The organism is Bacillus cereus group sp. BfR-BA-01347 (assembly GCF_022663835.1).
GTDB classification, from domain to species: domain Bacteria; phylum Bacillota; class Bacilli; order Bacillales; family Bacillaceae_G; genus Bacillus_A; species Bacillus_A thuringiensis_K.
Window position 1 is genome coordinate 77,584 of record NZ_JAKUGG010000012.1, and the last position, 21,410, is coordinate 98,993.

Below are 21,410 nucleotides of genomic sequence, written 5' to 3' on the forward strand. Positions count from 1 at the left end.
TTTAGGTAAGGAATGGGTACTAGTTTATGTTAGATGAAATAAACGGTTACCTAGTTTTGGAGGAGATTTAGGGTGCGTTTAGTCTTATCAGGATATTATGGTTTTTATAATGTTGGAGACGAGGCGATTCTACAATCAATTATTGAATCGTTAAGTAAAGAGAACCCGGATATAGAACTAGTAGTACTATCAAATGATTCTAAATATACAAAGGAAATGTATGGTGTAGAATCGGTAGATCGCTGGGATATAAAAGCTGTTTATCATGCGATAAAAAACAGTGATGGAGTTATTAGCGGTGGCGGGAGCCTTCTTCAAGATCAGACAAGTACGAAGAGTATTCTATATTATACGGGTATTATGGGACTCGCTCGATTATTAAAAAAGCCGTATTATATTTATTCACAAGGAATAGGTCCAATTACAAAAGGATATAATCGTCTATTAGTAAAATGGAACTTGTCAAAAGCTTCCTATGTATCAGTTCGAGATGAGGATTCGTTTTTATATTTAAAAGAACTTGGCATAAAAAACGATATTGAAATTGTTCCAGACCCTGTTTTAACATGGAAACGGACAAAACAATCGGATTGGTTGCAAAAGCATTCGATACATGGAAAAGTAATTGCGGTTAGTGTGCGTTATTGGAATGCAAAAGAAGATTATATAAAAAAATTAGCTGCGGCACTAAAAAAATTAAAGCAAGAAGGATACCAAATTCTATTTGTTCCAATGCATGAGCCATTTGATCAAAAAGCTTCGCGTGAAGTAGTAGACTTAATGGGAGAAGAGACGTATATGCTTCCGTATAAAATGGATATCGACGAGAAAATATTCATTTTATCACAATGTTCATTACTAATTGGTATGCGTCTTCATGCACTTGTTTTTTCTGCCGTAGCCAAAACTCCAATGGTCGGGATTTCATACGATCCGAAAATTGATTCGTTTTTAAGTCAAGTGAATCAGCCAGTTATAGGAAGTGTGGATGGCGAATGGAGTGCTGAGTATTTATATGAAATTGCGAAAAAGCAATTAATGCAACAAGGAACTGTGCAGCAAGAGTTACAATTGACAATAGATGAGCTTCGGTTGCAAGGCAAACAGGCAACAAAGAAACTCATTGATCATATGGAAAAAGGCACTTTATTAAAAAAGTAAAGTGTCTTTTATTTTTGTTTTGAATTTAATGAAAATTCTAATTGCAAAAACGTTTTATTTTAATTCCTATTTATTATGCTAAAATGATTGCGATTATTATATAATCAAATTTGTGATAATAAATTCGTAGATTACGAGGAGGGTAAACTTGAAGACTTTTTCAAAAGGTATAACAGCAGTGGCATTAACGGGATCATTACTTTTAACTCCTATTTCAAGTTATGCGGCAAATGATGATATTACAGGACATATGTTTGAGACGAATATGCGCTCACTTATTACTAAAGGAGTTTTAATGGGGTATGGAGACAATGTATATGCGCCTGATAAATTAGTAACAAGAGCAGAGTTTGCTACATTCATAGCAAGGGCTTTAAATTTACCGAAAGCTGATTCGAATTTCGAGGATGTGCCGAAGACTTACGGTTTATATGATGGTGTAAGTAGAGCATATGGAGCGAAAATTATTAATGGTCGTACGAACGAGACATTCTCACCAAATGATGTGATTACACGTGAAGAAATGTCGATAATGGTAAAGCGAGCGTTAGACTATAAAAATATTAAAGTAGCTGTAAGTCCGCTTACCTTTACTGATAAAGATAGTATTAACTATAAAGAGCATGTACAAGTTATGGTGGCTACTCAAATTATTAAAGGGTATCCAGAAGATAATACATTTAGACCACATTTATCAGCTACAAGAGGGATGGCTTCAGCTATGTTGGATCGCATGCTTCAGACGATTGAAAAAAACGGAAATAGCAATCCTGTAGAAACTAAGAAATATGTTGTGACAAATGTAAGAGAAAACGGAACAGAGCAAGAAGTAGAGCGCTATAATACGTATAAAGAAGCGGTTACGGCTGCTCAAAATAAAGGTATGAATGCGGTAAAATACGAGAACGAATTTTTATGGATTAAAGATGGTTTTGCAAGTGCAAAAAGAATAACTGGGCAAAACATCATTAATATTTATGATGAGAATTTGTCAACAGTATATACGTATATTCAGTATGGAACAGAATTGAAAGTGTTAGAAGTTGGCGAAGATCGTGTGAAAGTTCAACTTTCTGGTTTGACAGGTTATGTGAAGAAGAATGAAATCACTTTAATTCCTACAAATGAAATGAAACAGTCGTCTTATTATGTGAAATCAGATGGATATTTATACCATAAATATTATACATATAATACAAGTTCACCTGGATATACAGAATTTAGATATGGTGTGGCACCTTCTTTCATGAAGCAAGGACAGCAAATGTATAGTGTAGATGGAAAGACATTTGGAGACGAAACTTTCTATCAATATTTCAATTATTTATCATTACGTTCGAAAACAGATTATACAGCTGAACAACTAGATAGTTATGTGAAATCGATTAAACCAGACTCTCCATTAATTGGTTTAGGAAAGAAATTTAAAGAAGTAGAAAGCAAGTATAATGTAAATGCATTATTCTTATATTCATTAGCAATTCATGAAAGTTATTATGGAACAAGCGCTCTTGCAAAAGACAAAAATAATTTATTTGGTTTAAAAGCAACAGACGATAGTCCGTATGGTAACGGAGAAGCATTCAATTCAAAAGAAGATTGTATTGAACATGCAGCAAAATTATACATGAATGAAGGATATTTAAATCCAGGACATTGGCGTTATACAGCAACATATACAGGTGATAAAGCTGCTGGTTTAAATGCGAAATATGCATCTGATGCGAACTGGGGTAAAAAAGTAGCGGGGCATATGAACCGTTTTGATTCTTATTTAGGTAAAAAAGAATACAACAAGTACAAACTTGCACGTGTGATGAATAACGTGGAAGTGAAAAAGAATCCTAGTATATCAAATGAGCGACTGTATCGTTTAAATACAAATGTAGTTGTCACAGTTACTGGTGAAGAGATAATAAATGGAAAAGCGTGGGTTAAAGTTATTTCAGATAATCCTACTGTAACAGAAGCGTATATTGCAAAAGAAAGCTTAGAATACGTAAAACATTAATTAAATAAAAAAGAAGGTGCTACTAATATTTCGTAGCACCTTCTTTTTATTCAATTTCAAAATCAACAATGATATAAGCGAGAATAACAATGAAGAAAATACTAACGGCTGGTGCTGTTAATACGTGGCCAGACATAAAGCCAATGCCAAGTGATAGAACGAGTGTGCTCGCTAATAGCATATACTTTACTTTCATGATTTTCTTAAAGTTTGTGATCATGCGGATAAATAATTTAATACCAAAGTATAGAAGAGGTATTAAGTAAATAAGGAAACCGACAATTCCAAAGGCGAAAAATAGGTCATGGAAGTCCATTTCAATTAATTTAATTTTATCTGTGTAGTTACCAGCGTAACCCATTCCGAATAGTTTTTGTGAAAGCGGTGCGTCTTTATAGTATTGTTTGTATGTTTTTAAGAATTTGTCGCGATCACTGTAAATTAAACTTTTTACTTCAGAATCTGTAAGTTCACCTTTTGCATGTTTTTTTGCATCTTCTGGATCTGCTTTAATTACTTTTCCTTCTTTTCGATCTTTCTCTTCTTGCACTGATTTTTTGTATTCGTATATTTGCATGTGAATGCCCATATTTTTTGCGATAGGAGTATGCGGTGTAAGAGCAATTAAACCTCCTAGTATAACTGCGACAACAACGGTATTTACAATATGTGTGAATCCTTTTCCTTCTTTTTTACGATTTATCATATATTCAATGAATGAGAAGAAAAGTGCTACGCCTAATGTAATAACAATTGCGCCATATCCGACTTTCGTTCCGACCATAATACTTGCATACATCGCAAGTATTGTTGGAATCCAGTAATATATTTTCGAGAAAGAAGTTGTTTTATGAATCGAATATAAGACAATGATTGGGAACATAATGGCGAAAAGAGAACTTAAATCATTTCCAGCGAAGAACCAACCTCTTGAACCGATTTTTGAGTGAGGATAGCTTGGGAAATCCGTTCCAGTTTGCATTGCGACAATCATTGTAATGCTTAAAATTAAAGTTGCATATAAGAAATATGTAATGATTTTATGAAATACATACTCTTTATTTTTTAGCTCTTTAAAGGCGATAATATATCCAAACAGTAGCACAATTGGATATACGCTCTTTAAGATGAATTTAACTTCTTCTCCAAATGAAACTGGAGATTTAACCATCATATTATTTACAAGACCGATTGCGAGTGCGATCCCGAGTAAGCACAAATAGAGGATGTACTTTTTCGCATCTTGTTGTTTGTGATGAAGAAGTAGGTACCCTAATGCAAGAAGCATAAAGGCGAAACGGACTACAACTCCAACTGTTGCGCTCATGTGTAGTATATAGATTGAAAAAGATGTTAATAAATCTAAAATTGGTTGAAACACAATGAATAGCAATAGGAAATGTGGGAAGTAGTTATCCGTTTGTTTCAACTTATTAACCATATGTTCCTCCAGTTCTTCATTCCTTTATTACAACACCCAAAAGATGGGTATAAAGCCTTTTTTACATAGTAAGGCGAATGAATTTCAATATTTGTTTTTTATCAAACTTAAGAATACACCATTTCATTGTAATGGTAAATAGATGAAAAGCATGGATAAACCGACTTTAATTTCTATATTTTTTAACGGAATTGTATGTTTTATACGGTAAATGTACAAATTGCGAGATTATTAGACAGAAAATTGAGAAAAAAGAAGGATTTTTCAGTGGTTTTCTATAATTATATAAGTATAATCTTTATGGAGAAAAGAGGGGTATATATAATGGAAATAACAAGTAAAACAGAATCTGTCGTTGTGAAATATGAAGGCCACGTTGCAACGGTTATGGTCAATCGCCCAGAGGTGTTAAATGCGTTGGATGAGCCGACCTTAAAAGAGTTATTACAAAAGTTGAAAGAAGTAGCGGAAAGTTCTGCGCATATCGTTGTGTTATGCGGGAACGGCCGTGGTTTTTCTGCGGGTGGGGATATTAAATCGATGCTTTCAAGTAATGATGAAAGTAAGTTTGATGGCATTATGAATACCATTTCTGAAGTTGTCGTGACATTATATACGATGCCAAAGCTTGTTATTAGTGCAATTCATGGACCGACTGCAGGTCTTGGGTTAAGTATTGCGTTAACAGCTGATTATGTAATGGCGGATATATCATCTGTTATTGCAATGAACTTTATTGGAATCGCTTTAATTCCAGATGGAGGCGGTCATTTCTTCCTTCAAAAGCGTGTCGGTGAAAATATGACGAAGCAAATTATTTGGGAAGGTAAGAAGTTATCAGCGACAGAAGCGCTTGATATCGGCTTAATTGATGAAGTAATCGGCGAAGATTTCCAAACGGCTGTGAAACAAAAAATTAATGAATGGTCACAAAAACCGATTAAAGCAATGATTCAAACGAAGCAAATTTTGTGTGAAGTAAATCGCTCTAATTTAGAGCAAACATTGCAATTAGAAAAGCGTGGTCAATATGCAATGAGACAAACAGCGGATCATAAAGAAGGTATTGCTGCGTTTTTAGAGAAACGTTTACCAGCATTTAAAGGGGAATAAAGTTTGTCAATTCCTCACTGATTATTAGCTCGTTAATTCGGGATAAAGGGGAGAAAGTGCTAACACATTTTAGTATAATTGTGTTAGCACTTTTTTTAGGAGTAATACATGAAGAAAATAATCGGTGTTATCACTATTATTTTGCTTACATATTCTGCTTTACATAGTACACCATCTTTGGCAGTTCGGACTGCGTTATTTTTTGAGGGACATCCAAGTGTTGCATTTTCTGACGGGGTGACGAAAGAAAAAGATGTGAAAAAAGAAGCGATTCCAGATGAGTACCAAACTCTATATGGTAAGGAAGAAAACTCAGAGCACTATTTCTTTCCGCATGTAAGAGCACATGAATCAGGAATTGATATGTTAAGTGCATGCGTGAAGAAAAAATGGTTTTTCTATAAAGCAGAGCTCGGATGTTATTAAGTATAGGAGGATAAATGATGTCAGCATATAACAAGTTAGTAAGAGATCGTGTTCCAGAGAAGATTTTAATGTCTGGAAAAACATATACAGCACAAAAATTAACAGGGCAAGCATACATACAAGCTTTAGCGAAAATTGGAACGGAAGAAATTCGTGAATTTGCTTCTATGAAAGAACGCGAACATGCGCTAGATTCTCTTGCGGATGCGCTAGAAGTTATCATCTCATTAGCACGTGCAGAAGGTGCATCGATTGAAGATGTAGAACGCCTTCGTAAGCAAAAAGAGATAGAGCGCGGTGGATTTGAAAGAGGGATTTATTTATTAGACGTTTCAGAAGAATAGTTTTATAGGAAAAGCATAGCGTTAATGAGTAACGCTATGCTTTCTTGTTGCAATGAAGCTAATAATGAAGAAGATAGCTGTTAATATCCAGCCGATTGTAATAGAAGTAGTAGTATGAACGGCATAAGAGATTTGTAAACAAAATAATGATGCTAAAAACCAAATGAGTGCAATGTGTATATATTTTTTTGATATATTCATATTTCAAGGCTCCTTTTGTATACTAAAAAGAATTTTACTACAATTTAGAAAATTAGGCTATATAAGTAGAGGTTTTCTGGCGAATTTTGTATACTGAATAGTAGAGAAAATGAGGAGGAAACGACAATGGCACACCATACGAAAGAAACGATGGAACTGATTAAGGAGCTTGTCTCTATTCCAAGTCCATCTGGAAATACAGCAAAAATTATTAATTTCATTGAAAACTATGTCAGTGAGTGGAACGTAGAAACGAAACGTAATAATAAGGGAGCTCTTATTTTAACGGTAAAAGGGAAAAATGATGCGCAGCATCGCTTATTAACGGCACACGTTGATACGTTAGGTGCGATGGTGAAAGAAATTAAGCCTGATGGTCGCCTGAGTCTTTCTATGATTGGTGGATTTCGCTGGAACTCTGTAGAAGGGGAATATTGCGAAATTGAAACATCAAGTGGCAAGACATATACAGGAACGATTTTAATGCATCAAACATCTGTACATGTATATAAAGATGCAGGTGAAGCAAAACGCGATGAGAAAAATATTGAAGTTCGTATTGATGAGCGCGTATTTTCAGCTGATGAAGTACGCGAATTAGGAATTGAAGTAGGAGACTTCGTTTCATTTGATCCGCGCGTTCAAATTACAGAGAGTGGATACATAAAATCACGTCATTTAGATGACAAAGTAAGTGTTGCAATTTTATTAAAATTAATTAAAAGATTACAAGATGAAAACGTAACATTACCATATACCACGCATTTCTTAATTTCTAATAATGAAGAGATTGGATACGGTGGTAACTCTAACATTCCAGAAGAAACTGTTGAATACTTAGCAGTTGATATGGGAGCGTTAGGTGATGGACAAGCATCTGATGAATATACAGTATCTATTTGTGCAAAAGACTCTAGCGGCCCGTATCATTATGCACTGCGCAAACATTTAGTAGAGCTTGCGAAAACGAATCATATTGAATATAAAGTAGATATTTATCCGTACTACGGATCTGATGCATCAGCTGCGATTCGCGCGGGATTTGATGTGAAACATGCGTTAATTGGAGCGGGTATTGATTCTTCCCATGCATTTGAACGTACGCATGAAAGTTCTATTGCGCATACAGAAGCATTAGTGTATGCATATGTAATGTCTAATTTAATTGAAGAATAATTTCATAGATAATAGAGAGCTGATTAAAGATATTATTTTTAATCAGCTTTTTATTTGGCAAAGCGATTAGGAGACATGTCCTAATCGCTTTTTTATTCCGCTATTTGCCGGGCAGTAAGACCACTACCTCAAAATTCAGCGAAAGCAAAAAAGTTAGATGGGGGCGGGCTGCCCGTAAAAGCCCGATTGGTGAGGGCTGATTAAAGTTTTTTATATACATTCATTATAAGTTATATATATGCGATTTTTGTTATACGGCCGGAAACGTATTTACTATAGATATATAATGTTATACACTATGAAAGGAATTAATTAATAGTTAATATTTTTTAGTTAGCTTGATTAAAAAAATGAATGAATATGAAGTTTTGAGAGGAGATTTATTTTTCATGAAGTACAAAGCAATAGCCGCAGGTTTATTAGCAGCAAATTTACTAGCACATCCAATTAGTAGTTTAGCAGAAACGAAGAAATTTCCTGATGTTTCAGATAGTGCGTGGTCAAAAGACGCAATTTATTATTTAGTAGAGAGAAATGTAATTAACGGTATGCCAGATGGTAACTTTATGCCATACGGAAATTTAACACGCGCTCAGGCAGCAAAGATTATCGCAACAGCAATTGGTGCTAAAGTAGATCCAAATGCAAAGCCGTCTTATAATGATGCAAAAAATAGTTGGGCAGCTTCATTTATTGCAGCCATGGAAAAAGAGAATATTATTAAAGGGCGAGAACCAGGAGTATTTGATCCTGAAGGAAAAGTAACTCGTGCTGAAATGGCAGCTATGCTTGTAAGAGCATATAATCTGAAAAGCAAAGTAACAGGACCAGTTCCTACAAAATTTGCTGATTTAGAGAATCATTGGGGTAAAGAAGAAGTTAATATTTTAGTAGAATTAAAACTTTCGTTAGGTACAGAGGATGGCTGGAAACCGAATGATTCTATTACGCGTGAACAAGCAGCTCAACTTACTGCGCAAACAGATAAATTTAGCAAGAATAGTGATCGTCCAGTAGAAACAAAGAAAATGTACATAGATAGAAAATTCATTACATATCACGCACCATCATTAAGTTCTGGGATTAGTGCAAATCAGCATAATCCACAAATGGTTGAAATTAAAGAAGAACGAGATGGATGGATTAAAATTGCAACAAGTAAAGGTGATAAATGGACACCTTTAGTAGAGAAAACAGAATTTATTAATGAAGGATTCACTACTTATGCAGAAGCTTCTTCTTCTTCAAAAGTAATGGGAACACATAACGCACAGCAAGTAACTGTTATTGAAGAGAACGGCAGCTGGATTCGTATCCGCATGGGCGCTGGTTTCCAATGGGTTAATAAAAATCAATTAAATCCAGTGAAGCAAGGTAACTTCTTAGAGGGCAAAGCGATTATCATTGATCCAGGTCATGGTGGAGTTGATTCAGGTAATCCAGGTTATTATGAGAAAGAAAGTGAAACTGTATTAGATGTATCATTGCGATTACAGAAAATATTTGAGAAAAAGACACCATTTACTGTGTTATTCACTCGTACAGATGATACACGTCCAGGAACAAGTGCTTCTGATTCTTTAAAGAAACGTGTAGAATTTGCTCAAAAAAATAATGGGGATATTTTTGTAAGTATCCATGGTAATGGTACGGAAAGTAAAAATGGACAAGGTACAGAAACGTTTTACTATGAATCAGCGACAGCAAGAGGAACAAATCCTAACGTATCAGAAAGTCGTTTGCTAGCAGAAAAAATTCAAGAACGTCTTGTAGATGCACTGGGAACAAAAGATCGTGGTGTGAAAAAAGGCGATTTATACGTAATTAGAGAAAATACAATGCCAGCTGTATTAGCAGAATTAGCATTTGTAGATAATAAAAGTGATGCAGATAAAATAGCTACACCAGCGCAGAGACAAAGTGCAGCGGAAGCTATTTATCAAGGTATTTTAGATTACTATGAAGAAATGGGTAACAAAGTGTCTTCTTTCCGTTAATAAATAATAAGAGATTGCCATTGGCAGTCTCTTTTATTTATTAACGTTTCTCTTTATTTCCGGCATATGATATCATTTAATTTTATATACAAAAGAAAAGTATTTGAGTAATTGTAATCAGAACAATTTTAAACGATAGAGGATGATAATAGATTGAATAATCATAGTAAAACACCTGCCTGTATATATACGTATGCATTTCGTGAGGAGGAGCGTGCTTTATGTTACTTGGAAATGCGCTCGTTCTTTGGAATGGAGTCCCACGTTAATATTTTAAAAAGTGATGTCAAAATTGACCCGAGTAGAAGTGCGTTTATAAAAGAGCGCGTTGAGGTTATGTATGAAGGGGACGACTTAGAAAGCATTTTAAAACAAGTGGAACAAATTGATTTGGCGGGAGCGACATTTAAAGTTATCTTCGTTAAAATCAATGACCTCGTTGGAGAGAATAAAATTGAATATGGAGAAAGACGTCTTATTGAACGAGACCTCGGCATGCATATTGAAGGAGAAGCGGATGTTCGTAATCCAGAGCGTGTATTCGGGATTGTTCCTCTTGGAGGACGCTGGTACTTCGGGCACTATGTAGAAAGCGAACCCGTTTGGTATCATCACATAAAAAAACCGCATAGTTATTCGACATCTCTTAGCACACGTGTTGCGAGATCAGTTGCAAATATCGCTGTACCAAATCCAGAGGGAGTACGAGCAATTGACCCGTGCTGCGGTATTGGAACAGTAGTAGTAGAAGCACTTTCTATGGGGATTAACATCGTTGGTAGAGATATAAATCCACTTGTAGTTCTTGGAACGAGAAAAAACATCGCGCATTTCGGATTTGAAGGAACAGTAACAAAAGGTCCAATCGAGGAAATTACTGAGAACTACGACGTTGCCATTATCGATATGCCGTACGACCTATTTACGCACGCCACACCAGAAGATCAACTATCAATTCTCTCAAGTGCACGCCGCATCGCGAAAAAAGTAGTCGTTGTCACGATGGAAACAATGGACGACATGATCCATGAAGCAGGATTTGAAATTACAGATCGCTGTATTACAAGAAAAGGGTCATTTACTAGACAGATTCTTGTTTGTGAATAAGAAAGGAAGGTCACCCGTTTGGGTGACCTTTTTTGTTTGTATTGATGTGTAATTGGTTGGTGGTTTAGGTAGATGAACTAGCGAAATTTGTCGGTAAGTCGATATTGCATGTCGAATCGCCGATATCGTTACATTAGAATATTACTGTTCTTTTAATTTCTCTTGTTGTGCAAGTAGTAAATTGCGCAAGATGTGTCCGCGGTAACTTTCTAGTTTTCGTCCTTCATGATAGCGCACACCTAATTTTTTTAATTCAGCTACGTACCAGCCCTTTGTTCCGTAATACATAGGATCACTTCCTTTTTGCTTTTGAACAGTATATGTTGGGGGTGGAAGTAACTTTCCATTGAAAATAATAAGCCTGGCTGTATCAAGGTGTTCCATAAAATAATTTACGGACATTGTATAAAAAAATAGACAGTACTGTATGCTTTTTTACATAATGTATACAAATTTATATCCTATGCGTTGGCATGATATTTGCAATAAAAAGAGTATCAACATATAGGGGAGAGATAGAAATGAAGGTTAGTAAAGTGTACACAACAATTGATGCTCACGTAGCTGGGGAACCGCTTCGAATTATTACAGGTGGCGTGCCGGAAATAAAAGGAGACACGCAGCTAGAAAGACGTGCGTACTGCATGGAACATTTGGATCATCTTCGCGAAGTTCTTATGTATGAACCGAGAGGACATTATGGCATGTACGGTTGTATCATTACTCCGCCTGCGAGTGCTCACGCTGATTTTGGCGTATTATTTATGCACAACGAAGGATGGAGTACGATGTGTGGTCATGGCATTATTGCTGTTATTACAGTCGGAATTGAAACAGGCATGTTTGAAGTGACAGGTGAGAAACAACAGTTCATTATTGATAGCCCTGCTGGGGAAGTCATTGCGTATGCAACATATAACGGGAGCGAAGTAGAGTCCGTATCATTTGAAAATGTTCCTTCTTTTGTATATAAGAAAGACGTTCCTATTAAAATAGATGACTATGAATTTCAAGTAGATATCGCGTTTGGCGGAGCTTTTTATGCAGTAGTAGATTGTAAAGAATTTGGCTTGAAAGTCGATTTCAAAGACTTATCTGCTATTCAAAAGTGGGGCGGTAAAATTAAGCACTACATTGAGAGCCAGATGGAAGTGAAGCATCCACTTGAAGAAGATTTAAAAGGAATATACGGCGTTATTTTCTCAGATGAACCGAAAGGAGAGAGCGCAACTTTACGAAATGTAACGATTTTCGCTGATGGACAAGTAGATCGTTCTCCTTGCGGCACAGGAACTTCCGCAAGAATCGCAACGCTTTTTGAAAAAGATGCCTTACAAAAGGGAGAAATTTTCGTCCACGAATGTATTACTGACGGGGAATTCGAGGGGAAGTATTGTCGGTAACCGCAGTAGATACATATGAAGCTGTCGTTCCGAAAGTAACGGGGCATGCATTTATTACAGGATTTCATCAGTTCGTTGTAGACCCAAGAGATGATTTAAATCGAGGGTTTTTGTTAGGATAGAAGGAGGAGGTGGAAAGATATGCTAGTCATAAGCGCGAACGAACAACGAAACTTAGTAAATATGAACGAAGTCATTGAATACGCGGCGCTTGCTTTAAAAGAATTTTCCGCAGAAAGAACGATCACACCAATTCGAGGCTCATTGCCATTTGCGAACGAGAAAAATACGGCATTAATTATGCCCTCAGTAGCGGAAGGGCTTGAGGCACTTGGCTTAAAAGTAGTAACAGTAGTCCCAGAGAACAAAAAGATAGGAAAGAAAACGATAAACGGGATTGTGATGCTATCAGACTTTCAAACGGGAGAACCGCTCGCACTTTTAGAAGGATCCTACTTAACGATGATTCGAACAGGCGCCTTATCAGGAGTAGCGACAAAATATTTATCTCGTCATAACGCAAAAACGTTATGTATCATCGGGACGGGTGAACAGGCGAAGGGAATTGCTGAAGCTGTATTTGCGGTAAGAGCTATCGAAAAAGTCATTTTATACAATCGAACAGAAGAAAAGGCGTATGCATTTGCGGAATATATACAAGAGAGATTCAACAAACCTGCATATGTTCACACAAATGCAAATGAAGCAATAAGCGAAGCAGACATCATCGTCACAACTACGAACGCATCCACACCAGTCTTCTCAGAAAAACTACAAAAAGGCGTCCACGTAAACGCCGTCGGCTCATTCAAACCGAGCATGCAAGAACTACCATCCTACGCCATCGCGGGAGCAAACAAAGTAGTAGTCGAATCAAAAGAAGCAGCACTAGAAGAAACAGGTGACCTTCAAGTTCCAGTGCGAGAAGGTTTATTTGAAGCAAGCGACATCCACGCCGAACTCGGCCAAATCATAAGCGGAGAAAAAGCCGGCCGCGAAAACGACGAAGAGATTACTATTTTCAAATCAGTTGGTTTGGCAGTAGTGGATATTATCGTTGCGAAGTATTTGTATGAGAGAGCGGTGGAGTGCGGGATTGGGAATAGGATTGAGTTTTGAGGGACTGCCTTTTGGTGGTCTTTTTTTGCATGGAATTTTGTGAAGAAAGAAAAATTGAATATTAAATAGAAGGAATAAAAGCTTTAGGAGATTGGGAAACGTGGGAAAATATGGGGAGGTACCTGATGCATTTACATGGCATCACCACCAAGACACAGGACGAATGCAACTCGTAGATTATGAGTTGCATAGAAAAACTGGTCATACTGGCGGATATAAAATTGGGGGCAAAGATAGTGATAAATAAGGGGGACTATATATGAATAATGTTACTTGGATTGGGGTAAATAAAAAAGAAATTACAGATGAACATATTCAACAAGTAGAACAATATTTAGGTGTTAAATTTCCTATTGATTTTATTGAATGTTTGAAAAAATATGATGGTGGTTATCCACGCCCTAAAATATTTGATATACCTAATCAAGATGAAAATGTGTTTAGTAAACTTTTAACTTTTGATTTAGAAAGTAGAAATTCCATTATTCAAGTATATGAAGATATAAAAGATAGATTAGTAGATAAGGTATATCCTTTTGGCAAAGATTCGTTTGGAAATCACTTATGCTTTGATTATCGGAATAATTCTCAATCACCAACTATTGTATTTTGGGAACATGAGGAAGAAGAGATAGAAAAAGCAATTTATCCTGTTTGTTCATCTTTTACTGAATTGCTTAATAGCTTACGTGATTATGAAGACGAGGACGAATAATTAATTATGAGTAACAAAGGTAAGACTTATGTGTATTACGCATAAGTCTTTTTAATATTATCTCAAAGTTAAGAAGAAGTTTTTATTGTTTTTATAGTAATTAATATGTACTCTGATTCGTATACAGCATCTAAAATATTACGTGAAGAACTTAAGGATGCAGGGATTGAACCACCCCCATATTCTAATGCAGCACATCATCTAACACCTTGGAATGATAGTAGGGCAGAAAAGGCACAAAAATTATTAAAGGAATTTGGGATAGACCATGATTCGGCGGCTAATGGAGTATTTTTACCTTATAAAGTTAATAAATACGTGACTACTGAAGTCTTACACATAGGAAAGCATAGTTCAGAGTATATACTTGAAGTAGAGAGAGTATTAAGTCTTGTTAAGAAACGGGGCGGTACTCAAGAAGATGCTGTTGACGCCTTACATGATATAAGAGAACGTTTATTGAATGGTGAATTAAAATTAAATAAACCGAAGAAAGAGTAATCTTATAATAGAAAAATAACAAAGGAGAGTAAAAATGAAAATTTGGGAATTAAAGAGTTCATTTGATGACTATGAATCCTTTCAACTATTGAACTTAGAAGAAGATTCTAAAAAGTATTTTGAAGGGAAAATTGACTCGGCAGTAAAAGCATCTGATTCATGGGGAGAAATACGTATTAAATGTGTAGAAGAAGGAAATCAAAGTGATTTGCCTCATTTTTGGGGAGAAGTTGGTACGCCAATGGTTAGTGGGAAAGCTAAAAAATTTTTAGAGTCTATACTTGGTGATAATGTAGAATTTCTTCCCCTAATTCATGATGTGACGGGAGAAGTGTATTATATAATTAACGTTTTAAATGCACTAGATGCTATTAACTATGAGAAAGCTATACTAAAGAAACTACGTTCTGGCTTAGTAATAGATTTCAAAAAATACGCATTCTTACCTAATATGGTTAAGAACCAAACAATATTTAAAGTTTACTTAAATGAAATATTACATATTCCTTCCGTTTTTGTATCAGATGAATTTAGAAATACAGTGTTAGAAAGTGATTTAAAAGGTTTTGAATTTATCGAGGTATGGGATTCAGAAGCAAACATGTAAAAGAAAGTCCTAAAATAATTGATAGGAGTTAGTGACATGGATGTAAAGGATTTAAAAATTCTAAGAATGTTAAACAATTATGAGGGAAATGAAAAAGAAATTTTTGAACTGATTCAAGCTGAAGCAATGGTGAAATTTATATGTGGAAAAATATGATTTTGGAAATTGGAGATATATTGAAAAGTGTTAATTATAAGCTGAATATACCCGCAACGGATACTGAAGTTCAAAGATTAAGAGAACATGTAAAAGAGAAATTTAATGTTGATTTACCGAGGGAATACGAAGAGTTTCTTAAAACTGTAAATGGTTTAGACTTTGATGGACTGGTACTTTACGGAGTTGATTCTTCTTTACTAGAAACAAAAAAAGATGAACATATTTGCGGTTTTATAGACACGAATGAGATTTGGTATGAAAATAAATTTCAAAAAGAGTATCTTTTCTTTGGCGATTCAAATATTGCGTGGTTTTGTAAGAGCTTATCAGACGGTACTTATTTAGAACTTGATAAACCATCAGGTACGGTAATGAACACATATAATGATTTTAATACAATGCTTGAGGAAGCGTTAAAAATAACCCTTCTTTAATAGGGGGTATTAAAAATTATGTTTAATTTTTTAAAAGAATATGTTGTAGCAGACAGAAGTGTCCGTTCTAAACAAAAAACTATTTTCTATCCTATATATCAAGATGAGATAGATGAGGCAGAAAGCTTATTACAAATGGAACTTCCAAAAGAACTGAAACGCTTTTATCAAGAAATAGGTTGTGGTTTTTTAAAGTCTGATACAAGAACGTTTTTCAACAGATTTATGGACCCGATTTCAGTTGCAGATTTCCGTTTAAGGCAAGATATTTATGAATATAATCCAAACCTAGATGATAATGATTCATTAGTGTTTTTTGAAGTAACAGAACTTAACTTTTTAACAATTAAATTTAAAGAGGAAAATGAATTAGGTCAATGCCCTACTTACTCTGAAGATGAGAAAATAGCGGATTCTTTAGAAGAATTTTTAATTAAAATGGATGAAAATCCTGACTATTATATTTAACCTTTTTAAGACTTGCTTTAAGGTGTAGCATTTGAAAAATATCTAATCATGAGTAAAAAAGCTTATGTATAACCTGCATAAGCTTTTTTAATGTCCATAATAGGTAAAAAGTATCAAAAACATTCACCATTAAATCACTTGAAAGTTTAAAGCGACTCCTAAATTAGAAAATCATATTAAAAATATAGATCCCTCTGTTCCAAGAAGGAGAGGTATTGATGGAGCACACAACAGTGAAGAGTTCTTTAAAAACAATATTAAAAATAGTCAGTGAATCACCTTCAAAAATTCTAGGTGTAAAAACAGTAGAATACAATATGCCTAAGTTAAATATGGATGGCACCCCTACAGGAGAGTATGGAAATAAAGTATTCACAAACAACATTTATGATCCTAAAATTATAAGTGATAAGGAATTTATTAACCGTGGAATTGAAGCAGCTAATGACGCTAAATTAAAAACCAGTGATGGAGTTCTTTCGAGAGAAGGGGCAGGTGTTGACGGTAAAGAAATAACTTGGAGAGGATACCATAAGGTGGAGAAATCTCTTCTTTTTTTCCAGAATAAATTAAAGATATACGAGGAGAGATATGTATGCAAAGAGAATTTAGATTAAAAGATGAGGATTTACTAGATTTAACCCATTTTCCTATACAAGCAGTGTTTAATATGGTAGATGATGAAAGATTTTTAAAGGTAATCAATTCAGTTTGTGAAGGAGTAGGATTTGGAGAGGAATATGGCGCATGTACTTTTCCAGGAGATTTGGATGAGTATGATATTGCCAATGGAGATTCATTTGAAGGGGTAGAATTTGTATTATACAGTGGTGATGAGGTAATAATTGATTATCAAACATTTTATCATTATTTAAAAAAAATGTGTGAGGATTATTCAAAAAAGTATCCAAACACAATTAAGAGATTAGAAGACAGTCTTAACAAATTTATTGAATTATACAATATTAATAGGTAGAGACTATTTATAACTTATCCAAAATTATTATAAAAGGTAGAATGTTTCATGATTAGAATTGATTATATGCTAATATTCAATAGAAAGATTTGATGTTTGAAAATTCGCGACAAAATCTCATAATATGTTTAGTAAAATTAACCGATTCATATTTTACTCATTATGTATTAAAGGGGAAATGAAAAAAACTTGGTCAACAGTAGCAGGGTGGTTTAATTAACATGAAAAAAAGTATAAATTTTAATAAAAAAGTTTTTGAATACTATATGACTCTTTATGCTGTAAATGATATAAGATCGACTATAATTACTCTTGTGATTGGGCGCAATAGGTTTGAAAGGTAGTGTTGGAAAAGAAACTGGTATAACAGTTCCTGTTTTAGAGGGGTTTACTGTGGGAAGTAGTTTTAAATTTGAAAAATCTGAGGAGAAAAAATGATATGAAAACACCATCGTATAAACCATTATATATTTTAGTTTATGTCGTAATATCCGTATCTATTATAGGGTTAATGATTACTCCATCCAACAATTGGTGGGAAAAGTTGTTAGGAACTATCGTTCTCATTCTTTTGGGAGCAGGTTTAATATGTTTTTTAAAATTTGGACGGTGGGCGCAAGAGAAATTTTATGATAAATTTACAAAAAAACGGGATTAATATAAGACTGGAGTAATTAAGATATGCGTACAATAAATAGAATTCTGACTTTTACTGTATGTATTATGTTTATGTTGTTAATTGGGGCTTCTTCTACTATACGGTTAGAAGATAAAATTTTACTTATAGGTTTGCTGCTAATTTGCAATGTTATTGCATACTTTACAGTAGAGTATATCTATAAACGTATAGACAATAAGAAAAAATAGTAGATTTATAATTCGGAAAATTCATTTAATATTTAGGAGGAAAAATTATCAATGAAACTATTACCAAATGGTTGGTTTTACAGTAGCACAAGCCGGGATAGAACAAGAGAATATTAAAGGATTTGGAATAGGATCTGAAGCTACTCTAGTAAAATATGAGAGTGCTATAAAAATTCCTATTCCATTTATGGATAAAAGGTTACAAATTGGGGGATCAGCATCGCTTGGAACACTCGGTTGATCTTTTGAAGCTGGAAAAAGTGGATTCAAATTCCATGCACCATTTGGTCCTGATGTAGGTTTATGGGGATTTGGTTTAGAAGTTAATGTTAAGGAATAAAGGAGATAAGTAGCATGAATAAAAAAGTGAAACAATTTAAATATTTTATGATTATATTAGCTTGTATTGCAATTTTTGGTACAATTTTACCTAATGCATTGGATCCAAATGAAACATTAGCAGGTAACATTTCGGTTGCAGTTTTTGGTACAATTGGTACTTGTTTGTTGTTTTCTATCACTTATTTCCTTATAAAAAAGGCTATTTTAAGAAGGGGAAACTAAGATGGTACAAAATTTAGAGTTAGAACTACTTCCAATAGGTTCGGTTGTGAAATTTAAAACATGGGAGCAACCTTTGATGATATATGGTAGAAAACAGGAAGATTCAAAAACTAAGGAAACTTGGGATTATGTGGCTTGTTATTATCCTATTGGAAATGTTTCAACTGAATATAATATGTTTTTTAACCATGAATATATATCAGAAGTTATTTTTACTGGTTACATAAATGAGGATGAAATTAAGTTGCGTGAAGATTTGAAATAATAATTTGAAATTTATAACTATAATAAAACATATATATCTTAATGGATATAATTTTTTATTATAGTTATTTTTATAAGTTTAATGGTGAAAATTTTATTGGGAATAGAAGGGGTAATGATAGTGGGAATTTTTAAAAATACAATTTTATTTGTTTTGTGTTTAGTAATTCTTAGTGGTTGTTTTACAAGAGAGGGAACTATTGTTGGTGGTAAAGTTCATGGTTCTTCAGATAGTGTATCAGGTAGTATCTCTGGAGATTATAGAAAATTTACTGGATCTGCAACTCAAGATAGGAAAGTTAAAAAAGGTGAGAATTGGATTTTTTCTTTTGATGATAAAACTAAACAAGGAACTATAATTGCTTATGTTGTGGATTCAAATGATAATACAATATTAGAGTTTAATAGTGGCGAAGGCGAAAAAAATATTAAAGTGCCTAAGGATGATACATATAAGGTTAAAATTAAAACGGAAGAACATGGTGGGAAATTTCGAATATCATGGAAAAAAGAAAAATAGTTTTTGGATTGAAAAAAGCATCTAAAGATAGATGCTTTTTTAGTCTTTAATTAAATAGTTTTGAATCTGTATTCTGGTGAAATATATAGTAATCATGTTTTTTAAGTAGAGAATCAGCTCCAATTTATTTCAAAGAATTATTAAGTAATGTTTTTAAATCTGATTGTATATCAAATTTTTCTTTATGTTGATCATATATGATTAGATATAGAAATTATCTAGTATATTATCTTTTTCTTCCTTATTGATACCAATATATTTCAGTGTAATTTATAGAGTGCTATAATTGAGTATTTCTTGTAACATAGCGACGTCTTTTGTTTATAGAACCAATAGCCGAAGCTTTTGCGCATGGTGCGAGTCCCAATAGATTCGATACCAGCAAAATCTTTGGCTTTTTGAAATTTTTGATAAGCCTAGATTTTATTAATGGGTTGATCTTCTTTTCGAGAAGGGAATAATATTTCACAGAAGGTGTAAAATGGGATGTTGATTTAGATGGTGATGGTGAAGATAATAGTATTAAGGATAGGGTGAAAACGGGTTCGAAAAAAGCTTGGTTAACAGTAGCGGGGGTGGTTTAATTAACATGAAAAAAAATACAGATTTTAATAAAAAAGTTTTTGAATATTATATGGCTCTTTATGCTGTAAATGATATAAGATCGACTATAATTACTCTTGTGATTGGGATAGCAGATATATTTGTGCTTTTACCTGCTTTTGCGAATCCTGTTCAACCGATATATATGTACATAATAGTTCCACCAGTTGCTTTTTTTAATGTATGGGCAATATGGATTGTTATAAATCCTAGGAAGCGACAATTACAATACACTCTATTTCGTGGGGTATTTGGCATCGTATGTTCAGTAGGATTATTAATTATAACCCAAAAGTTTGCATATGGAATGTTAGGATTACAAACTCCTATCTATTTTATTTTTTCGGTTGGTTTGTATATTTTTGCTTTGCATTATTATTATAAAAATCATATTAAAAAACTTCAGGAATCAATCAAAAAATCAAAATCATCGAAAAAAAACTCTAGTTTTGGAGTAGTGGTTTTTGTAGGATTGGGTCAACTCATTGCTAATATTAGTCTTGGTTTTGCAACACAAAAGATGGTAGCAATTGTATTAATGTGTGTATATTCCATGCTTTCGTTTATGTTGTTTCATTTCATTATGGAACTCCATAGGTATTATTATTTAAGGAAGCATATAGAAGATGGGGGTAGAACACATGAAACCTTTTAAAGAGGTTTATTGAATTTTAAGTATTGTGATTTATGGAAGGAAACAAAAACCTATGGTTAAAGAACCTGTGATGTATGAATATATTGGCTGTTTTTATCCAGAAGGAGGAATGCTGATATGCAAGCATTTAAAGTTGGAAAATTAGTCACATTCGTTGCAATTATAATACTTCTTGTAGTTGCTATTTTATCTCCTTACAACTTATTTAAAAAGATTTATTTTATTATTGGTGTTCTTATTATTGGCGCAATTTCACTTGGTGCAAATAAATTCTTTGAACTGATACACAGTAAATTTAATAAGAAATGATATTACTTATGTGATAGGGAAATTCCCCTCTAAATCCTTAATGATTTAGAGGGGAATTTCTACAATATGATTTTACTGGATTACGTGGAACTAAATTAGTCCATCACCATATTGGTGGTGGTCAAGCTGTTTGTGTTCCGCTTCCACTACATCCTGGTTTTGGAGGGATTCATAACGCAGAAAAAGCGATTGAAGCATGGGGAAAAGATGCAGAATATGCAGAAATGCTTCAGAAATTTATTGAACATCATAAATTAGGAGGTAAATAA

Annotated in this window: 26 protein-coding genes and 5 pseudogenes; 27 read left to right on the forward strand and 4 right to left on the reverse strand. The window is 34.0% G+C overall.

Annotated elements, in window-relative coordinates; translation table 11 throughout:
* Positions 1 to 72: 72 nt before the first annotated feature.
* A complete protein-coding gene (gene csaB, locus MR143_RS17990) occupies positions 73 to 1,161 on the forward strand; it encodes a polysaccharide pyruvyl transferase CsaB (RefSeq protein WP_001241591.1) in 1,089 nt (362 codons plus the stop codon).
* Between the two features lie 148 nt (positions 1,162 to 1,309).
* Positions 1,310 to 3,172, forward strand: a complete 1,863-nt coding sequence (locus MR143_RS17995; protein ID WP_000847506.1) for an S-layer homology domain-containing protein — start codon at positions 1,310 to 1,312, stop codon at positions 3,170 to 3,172.
* Between the two features lie 46 nt (positions 3,173 to 3,218).
* Here MR143_RS17995 and MR143_RS18000 read toward each other — a convergent pair whose 3' ends face one another.
* Entirely contained in the window at positions 3,219 to 4,613 is a 1,395-nt protein-coding gene (locus MR143_RS18000) for an O-antigen ligase family protein (RefSeq protein WP_000247534.1), read from the reverse strand.
* 300 nt (positions 4,614 to 4,913) lie between these two features.
* Between MR143_RS18000 and MR143_RS18005 the strand changes: the two genes are divergently transcribed.
* From MR143_RS18005 to MR143_RS18015, 3 genes are all read left to right on the forward strand, one after another.
* On the forward strand, positions 4,914 to 5,726 hold the full coding sequence (locus tag MR143_RS18005) for an enoyl-CoA hydratase (protein ID WP_001999174.1): 813 nt from the start codon (positions 4,914 to 4,916) through the stop codon (positions 5,724 to 5,726).
* 108 nt (positions 5,727 to 5,834) lie between these two features.
* Positions 5,835 to 6,152 (forward strand): hypothetical protein, encoded by a 318-nt coding sequence (locus tag MR143_RS18010; RefSeq protein ID WP_000720149.1) that lies wholly within the window; start codon positions 5,835 to 5,837, stop codon positions 6,150 to 6,152.
* A 17-nt stretch (positions 6,153 to 6,169) separates the two neighbouring features.
* The gene (locus MR143_RS18015; RefSeq protein WP_001277350.1) at positions 6,170 to 6,496 is read left to right on the forward strand and encodes a nucleoside triphosphate pyrophosphohydrolase; all 327 of its coding nucleotides are present in this window, start codon (positions 6,170 to 6,172) and stop codon (positions 6,494 to 6,496) included.
* A 21-nt stretch (positions 6,497 to 6,517) separates the two neighbouring features.
* Here MR143_RS18015 and MR143_RS18020 read toward each other — a convergent pair whose 3' ends face one another.
* Positions 6,518 to 6,697, reverse strand: a complete 180-nt coding sequence (locus MR143_RS18020) for a hypothetical protein (RefSeq protein WP_001027086.1) — start codon at positions 6,695 to 6,697, stop codon at positions 6,518 to 6,520.
* A gap of 126 nt (positions 6,698 to 6,823) precedes the next feature.
* Between MR143_RS18020 and MR143_RS18025 the strand changes: the two genes are divergently transcribed.
* The 3 genes from MR143_RS18025 (at position 6,824) to MR143_RS18035 (ending at position 10,977) form a co-directional block, all read left to right on the forward strand.
* Positions 6,824 to 7,873: a M42 family metallopeptidase gene (locus tag MR143_RS18025; RefSeq protein ID WP_000930085.1), complete on the forward strand. Its 1,050-nt coding sequence runs from the start codon at positions 6,824 to 6,826 to the stop codon at positions 7,871 to 7,873.
* Positions 7,874 to 8,262: 389 nt separating this feature from the next.
* The gene (locus tag MR143_RS18030) at positions 8,263 to 9,870 is read left to right on the forward strand and encodes an N-acetylmuramoyl-L-alanine amidase (protein WP_000875331.1); all 1,608 of its coding nucleotides are present in this window, start codon (positions 8,263 to 8,265) and stop codon (positions 9,868 to 9,870) included.
* Positions 9,871 to 10,023: 153 nt separating this feature from the next.
* On the forward strand, positions 10,024 to 10,977 hold the full coding sequence (locus tag MR143_RS18035; RefSeq protein ID WP_001059316.1) for a TRM11 family SAM-dependent methyltransferase: 954 nt from the start codon (positions 10,024 to 10,026) through the stop codon (positions 10,975 to 10,977).
* Positions 10,978 to 11,118: 141 nt separating this feature from the next.
* Here MR143_RS18035 and MR143_RS18040 read toward each other — a convergent pair whose 3' ends face one another.
* Positions 11,119 to 11,361, reverse strand: coding sequence for a YflJ family protein (locus MR143_RS18040; RefSeq protein WP_001999171.1), 243 nt, complete (start codon positions 11,359 to 11,361; stop codon positions 11,119 to 11,121).
* A 137-nt stretch (positions 11,362 to 11,498) separates the two neighbouring features.
* Here MR143_RS18040 and MR143_RS18045 point away from each other — a divergent pair.
* The 15 genes and pseudogenes from MR143_RS18045 (at position 11,499) to MR143_RS18115 (ending at position 19,574) form a co-directional block, all read left to right on the forward strand.
* Positions 11,499 to 12,502, forward strand: a pseudogene (locus tag MR143_RS18045) (proline racemase family protein).
* A gap of 19 nt (positions 12,503 to 12,521) precedes the next feature.
* A complete protein-coding gene (locus MR143_RS18050) occupies positions 12,522 to 13,499 on the forward strand; it encodes an ornithine cyclodeaminase family protein (protein ID WP_000960308.1) in 978 nt (325 codons plus the stop codon).
* Between the two features lie 106 nt (positions 13,500 to 13,605).
* A pseudogene (locus MR143_RS18055) lies at positions 13,606 to 13,746 on the forward strand (HNH endonuclease); the annotation flags it as partial.
* A 12-nt stretch (positions 13,747 to 13,758) separates the two neighbouring features.
* Complete coding sequence (locus MR143_RS18060; protein ID WP_001067127.1) at positions 13,759 to 14,214, forward strand: SMI1/KNR4 family protein; 456 nt, start codon at positions 13,759 to 13,761, stop codon at positions 14,212 to 14,214.
* 105 nt (positions 14,215 to 14,319) lie between these two features.
* Complete coding sequence (locus MR143_RS18065; protein WP_000286705.1) at positions 14,320 to 14,715, forward strand: AHH domain-containing protein; 396 nt, start codon at positions 14,320 to 14,322, stop codon at positions 14,713 to 14,715.
* Positions 14,716 to 14,749: 34 nt separating this feature from the next.
* A complete protein-coding gene (locus MR143_RS18070; protein WP_000707085.1) occupies positions 14,750 to 15,322 on the forward strand; it encodes an imm11 family protein in 573 nt (190 codons plus the stop codon).
* A gap of 140 nt (positions 15,323 to 15,462) precedes the next feature.
* Complete coding sequence (locus MR143_RS18075) at positions 15,463 to 15,915, forward strand: YrhA family protein (protein ID WP_242280879.1); 453 nt, start codon at positions 15,463 to 15,465, stop codon at positions 15,913 to 15,915.
* An 18-nt stretch (positions 15,916 to 15,933) separates the two neighbouring features.
* Complete coding sequence (locus tag MR143_RS18080) at positions 15,934 to 16,383, forward strand: SMI1/KNR4 family protein (protein WP_000481687.1); 450 nt, start codon at positions 15,934 to 15,936, stop codon at positions 16,381 to 16,383.
* Positions 16,384 to 16,601: 218 nt separating this feature from the next.
* Positions 16,602 to 17,000: a CdiA family toxin C-terminal domain-containing protein gene (locus MR143_RS18085; protein ID WP_002181971.1), complete on the forward strand. Its 399-nt coding sequence runs from the start codon at positions 16,602 to 16,604 to the stop codon at positions 16,998 to 17,000.
* A complete protein-coding gene (gene cdiI / locus MR143_RS18090; protein ID WP_001188528.1) occupies positions 16,979 to 17,359 on the forward strand; it encodes a ribonuclease toxin immunity protein CdiI in 381 nt (126 codons plus the stop codon). Before MR143_RS18085 ends, cdiI begins: the two co-directional genes overlap by 22 nt.
* A gap of 439 nt (positions 17,360 to 17,798) precedes the next feature.
* Positions 17,799 to 18,017, forward strand: coding sequence for a hypothetical protein (locus MR143_RS18095; protein ID WP_000856866.1), 219 nt, complete (start codon positions 17,799 to 17,801; stop codon positions 18,015 to 18,017).
* A 276-nt stretch (positions 18,018 to 18,293) separates the two neighbouring features.
* Positions 18,294 to 18,467, forward strand: coding sequence for a hypothetical protein (locus MR143_RS18100; RefSeq protein WP_002181974.1), 174 nt, complete (start codon positions 18,294 to 18,296; stop codon positions 18,465 to 18,467).
* A gap of 113 nt (positions 18,468 to 18,580) precedes the next feature.
* Positions 18,581 to 18,790: a hypothetical protein gene (locus MR143_RS18105; protein ID WP_001036924.1), complete on the forward strand. Its 210-nt coding sequence runs from the start codon at positions 18,581 to 18,583 to the stop codon at positions 18,788 to 18,790.
* A gap of 1 nt (position 18,791) precedes the next feature.
* Complete coding sequence (locus tag MR143_RS18110) at positions 18,792 to 19,055, forward strand: DUF4176 domain-containing protein (protein ID WP_000250495.1); 264 nt, start codon at positions 18,792 to 18,794, stop codon at positions 19,053 to 19,055.
* 81 nt (positions 19,056 to 19,136) lie between these two features.
* Complete coding sequence (locus MR143_RS18115; RefSeq protein ID WP_198287960.1) at positions 19,137 to 19,574, forward strand: hypothetical protein; 438 nt, start codon at positions 19,137 to 19,139, stop codon at positions 19,572 to 19,574.
* A gap of 201 nt (positions 19,575 to 19,775) precedes the next feature.
* Here MR143_RS18115 and MR143_RS18120 read toward each other — a convergent pair.
* A pseudogene (locus MR143_RS18120) lies at positions 19,776 to 20,035 on the reverse strand (tyrosine-type recombinase/integrase); the annotation flags it as partial.
* A 128-nt stretch (positions 20,036 to 20,163) separates the two neighbouring features.
* Between MR143_RS18120 and MR143_RS18125 the strand changes: the two are divergent.
* The 4 genes and pseudogenes from MR143_RS18125 to MR143_RS18140 all read left to right on the forward strand — a co-directional run.
* Positions 20,164 to 20,832, forward strand: a complete 669-nt coding sequence (locus MR143_RS18125; protein ID WP_242280880.1) for a hypothetical protein — start codon at positions 20,164 to 20,166, stop codon at positions 20,830 to 20,832.
* A 13-nt stretch (positions 20,833 to 20,845) separates the two neighbouring features.
* Positions 20,846 to 20,938: pseudogene (locus tag MR143_RS18130) on the forward strand (DUF4176 domain-containing protein); the annotation flags it as partial.
* A gap of 11 nt (positions 20,939 to 20,949) precedes the next feature.
* Positions 20,950 to 21,141, forward strand: a complete 192-nt coding sequence (locus MR143_RS18135) for a hypothetical protein (RefSeq protein ID WP_001147552.1) — start codon at positions 20,950 to 20,952, stop codon at positions 21,139 to 21,141.
* Between the two features lie 107 nt (positions 21,142 to 21,248).
* Positions 21,249 to 21,410: pseudogene (locus MR143_RS18140) on the forward strand (hypothetical protein); the annotation flags it as partial.

What these genes read in the sequence shown, in the direction of transcription:
- MR143_RS18095 (WP_000856866.1), top strand. Translation starts at nt 17,799, where the DNA reads ATGAAAACACCATCGTATAAACCATTATATATTTTAGTTTATGTCGTA.
- MR143_RS18010 (WP_000720149.1), top strand. Translation starts at nt 5,835, where the DNA reads ATGAAGAAAATAATCGGTGTTATCACTATTATTTTGCTTACATATTCT.
- MR143_RS18100 (WP_002181974.1), top strand. Translation starts at nt 18,294, where the DNA reads ATGGTTGGTTTTACAGTAGCACAAGCCGGGATAGAACAAGAGAATATT.
- MR143_RS18070 (WP_000707085.1), top strand. Translation starts at nt 14,750, where the DNA reads ATGAAAATTTGGGAATTAAAGAGTTCATTTGATGACTATGAATCCTTT.
- MR143_RS18015 (WP_001277350.1), top strand. Translation starts at nt 6,170, where the DNA reads ATGTCAGCATATAACAAGTTAGTAAGAGATCGTGTTCCAGAGAAGATT.
- MR143_RS18005 (WP_001999174.1), top strand. Translation starts at nt 4,914, where the DNA reads ATGGAGAAAAGAGGGGTATATATAATGGAAATAACAAGTAAAACAGAA.
- MR143_RS18060 (WP_001067127.1), top strand. Translation starts at nt 13,759, where the DNA reads ATGAATAATGTTACTTGGATTGGGGTAAATAAAAAAGAAATTACAGAT.
- MR143_RS18115 (WP_198287960.1), top strand. Translation starts at nt 19,137, where the DNA reads ATGGTGAAAATTTTATTGGGAATAGAAGGGGTAATGATAGTGGGAATT.
- cdiI (WP_001188528.1), top strand. Translation starts at nt 16,979, where the DNA reads ATGCAAAGAGAATTTAGATTAAAAGATGAGGATTTACTAGATTTAACC.
- MR143_RS18025 (WP_000930085.1), top strand. Translation starts at nt 6,824, where the DNA reads ATGGCACACCATACGAAAGAAACGATGGAACTGATTAAGGAGCTTGTC.
- MR143_RS18135 (WP_001147552.1), top strand. Translation starts at nt 20,950, where the DNA reads ATGCAAGCATTTAAAGTTGGAAAATTAGTCACATTCGTTGCAATTATA.
- MR143_RS18020 (WP_001027086.1), bottom strand. Translation starts at nt 6,697, where the DNA reads ATGAATATATCAAAAAAATATATACACATTGCACTCATTTGGTTTTTA.
- MR143_RS18085 (WP_002181971.1), top strand. Translation starts at nt 16,602, where the DNA reads ATGGAGCACACAACAGTGAAGAGTTCTTTAAAAACAATATTAAAAATA.
- MR143_RS18050 (WP_000960308.1), top strand. Translation starts at nt 12,522, where the DNA reads ATGCTAGTCATAAGCGCGAACGAACAACGAAACTTAGTAAATATGAAC.
- MR143_RS18000 (WP_000247534.1), bottom strand. Translation starts at nt 4,613, where the DNA reads ATGGTTAATAAGTTGAAACAAACGGATAACTACTTCCCACATTTCCTA.
- MR143_RS18065 (WP_000286705.1), top strand. Translation starts at nt 14,320, where the DNA reads ATGTACTCTGATTCGTATACAGCATCTAAAATATTACGTGAAGAACTT.
- MR143_RS18075 (WP_242280879.1), top strand. Translation starts at nt 15,463, where the DNA reads ATGTGGAAAAATATGATTTTGGAAATTGGAGATATATTGAAAAGTGTT.
- MR143_RS18040 (WP_001999171.1), bottom strand. Translation starts at nt 11,361, where the DNA reads ATGGAACACCTTGATACAGCCAGGCTTATTATTTTCAATGGAAAGTTA.
- MR143_RS18125 (WP_242280880.1), top strand. Translation starts at nt 20,164, where the DNA reads ATGAAAAAAAATACAGATTTTAATAAAAAAGTTTTTGAATATTATATG.
- MR143_RS18080 (WP_000481687.1), top strand. Translation starts at nt 15,934, where the DNA reads ATGTTTAATTTTTTAAAAGAATATGTTGTAGCAGACAGAAGTGTCCGT.
- MR143_RS18105 (WP_001036924.1), top strand. Translation starts at nt 18,581, where the DNA reads ATGAATAAAAAAGTGAAACAATTTAAATATTTTATGATTATATTAGCT.
- MR143_RS18030 (WP_000875331.1), top strand. Translation starts at nt 8,263, where the DNA reads ATGAAGTACAAAGCAATAGCCGCAGGTTTATTAGCAGCAAATTTACTA.
- MR143_RS18110 (WP_000250495.1), top strand. Translation starts at nt 18,792, where the DNA reads ATGGTACAAAATTTAGAGTTAGAACTACTTCCAATAGGTTCGGTTGTG.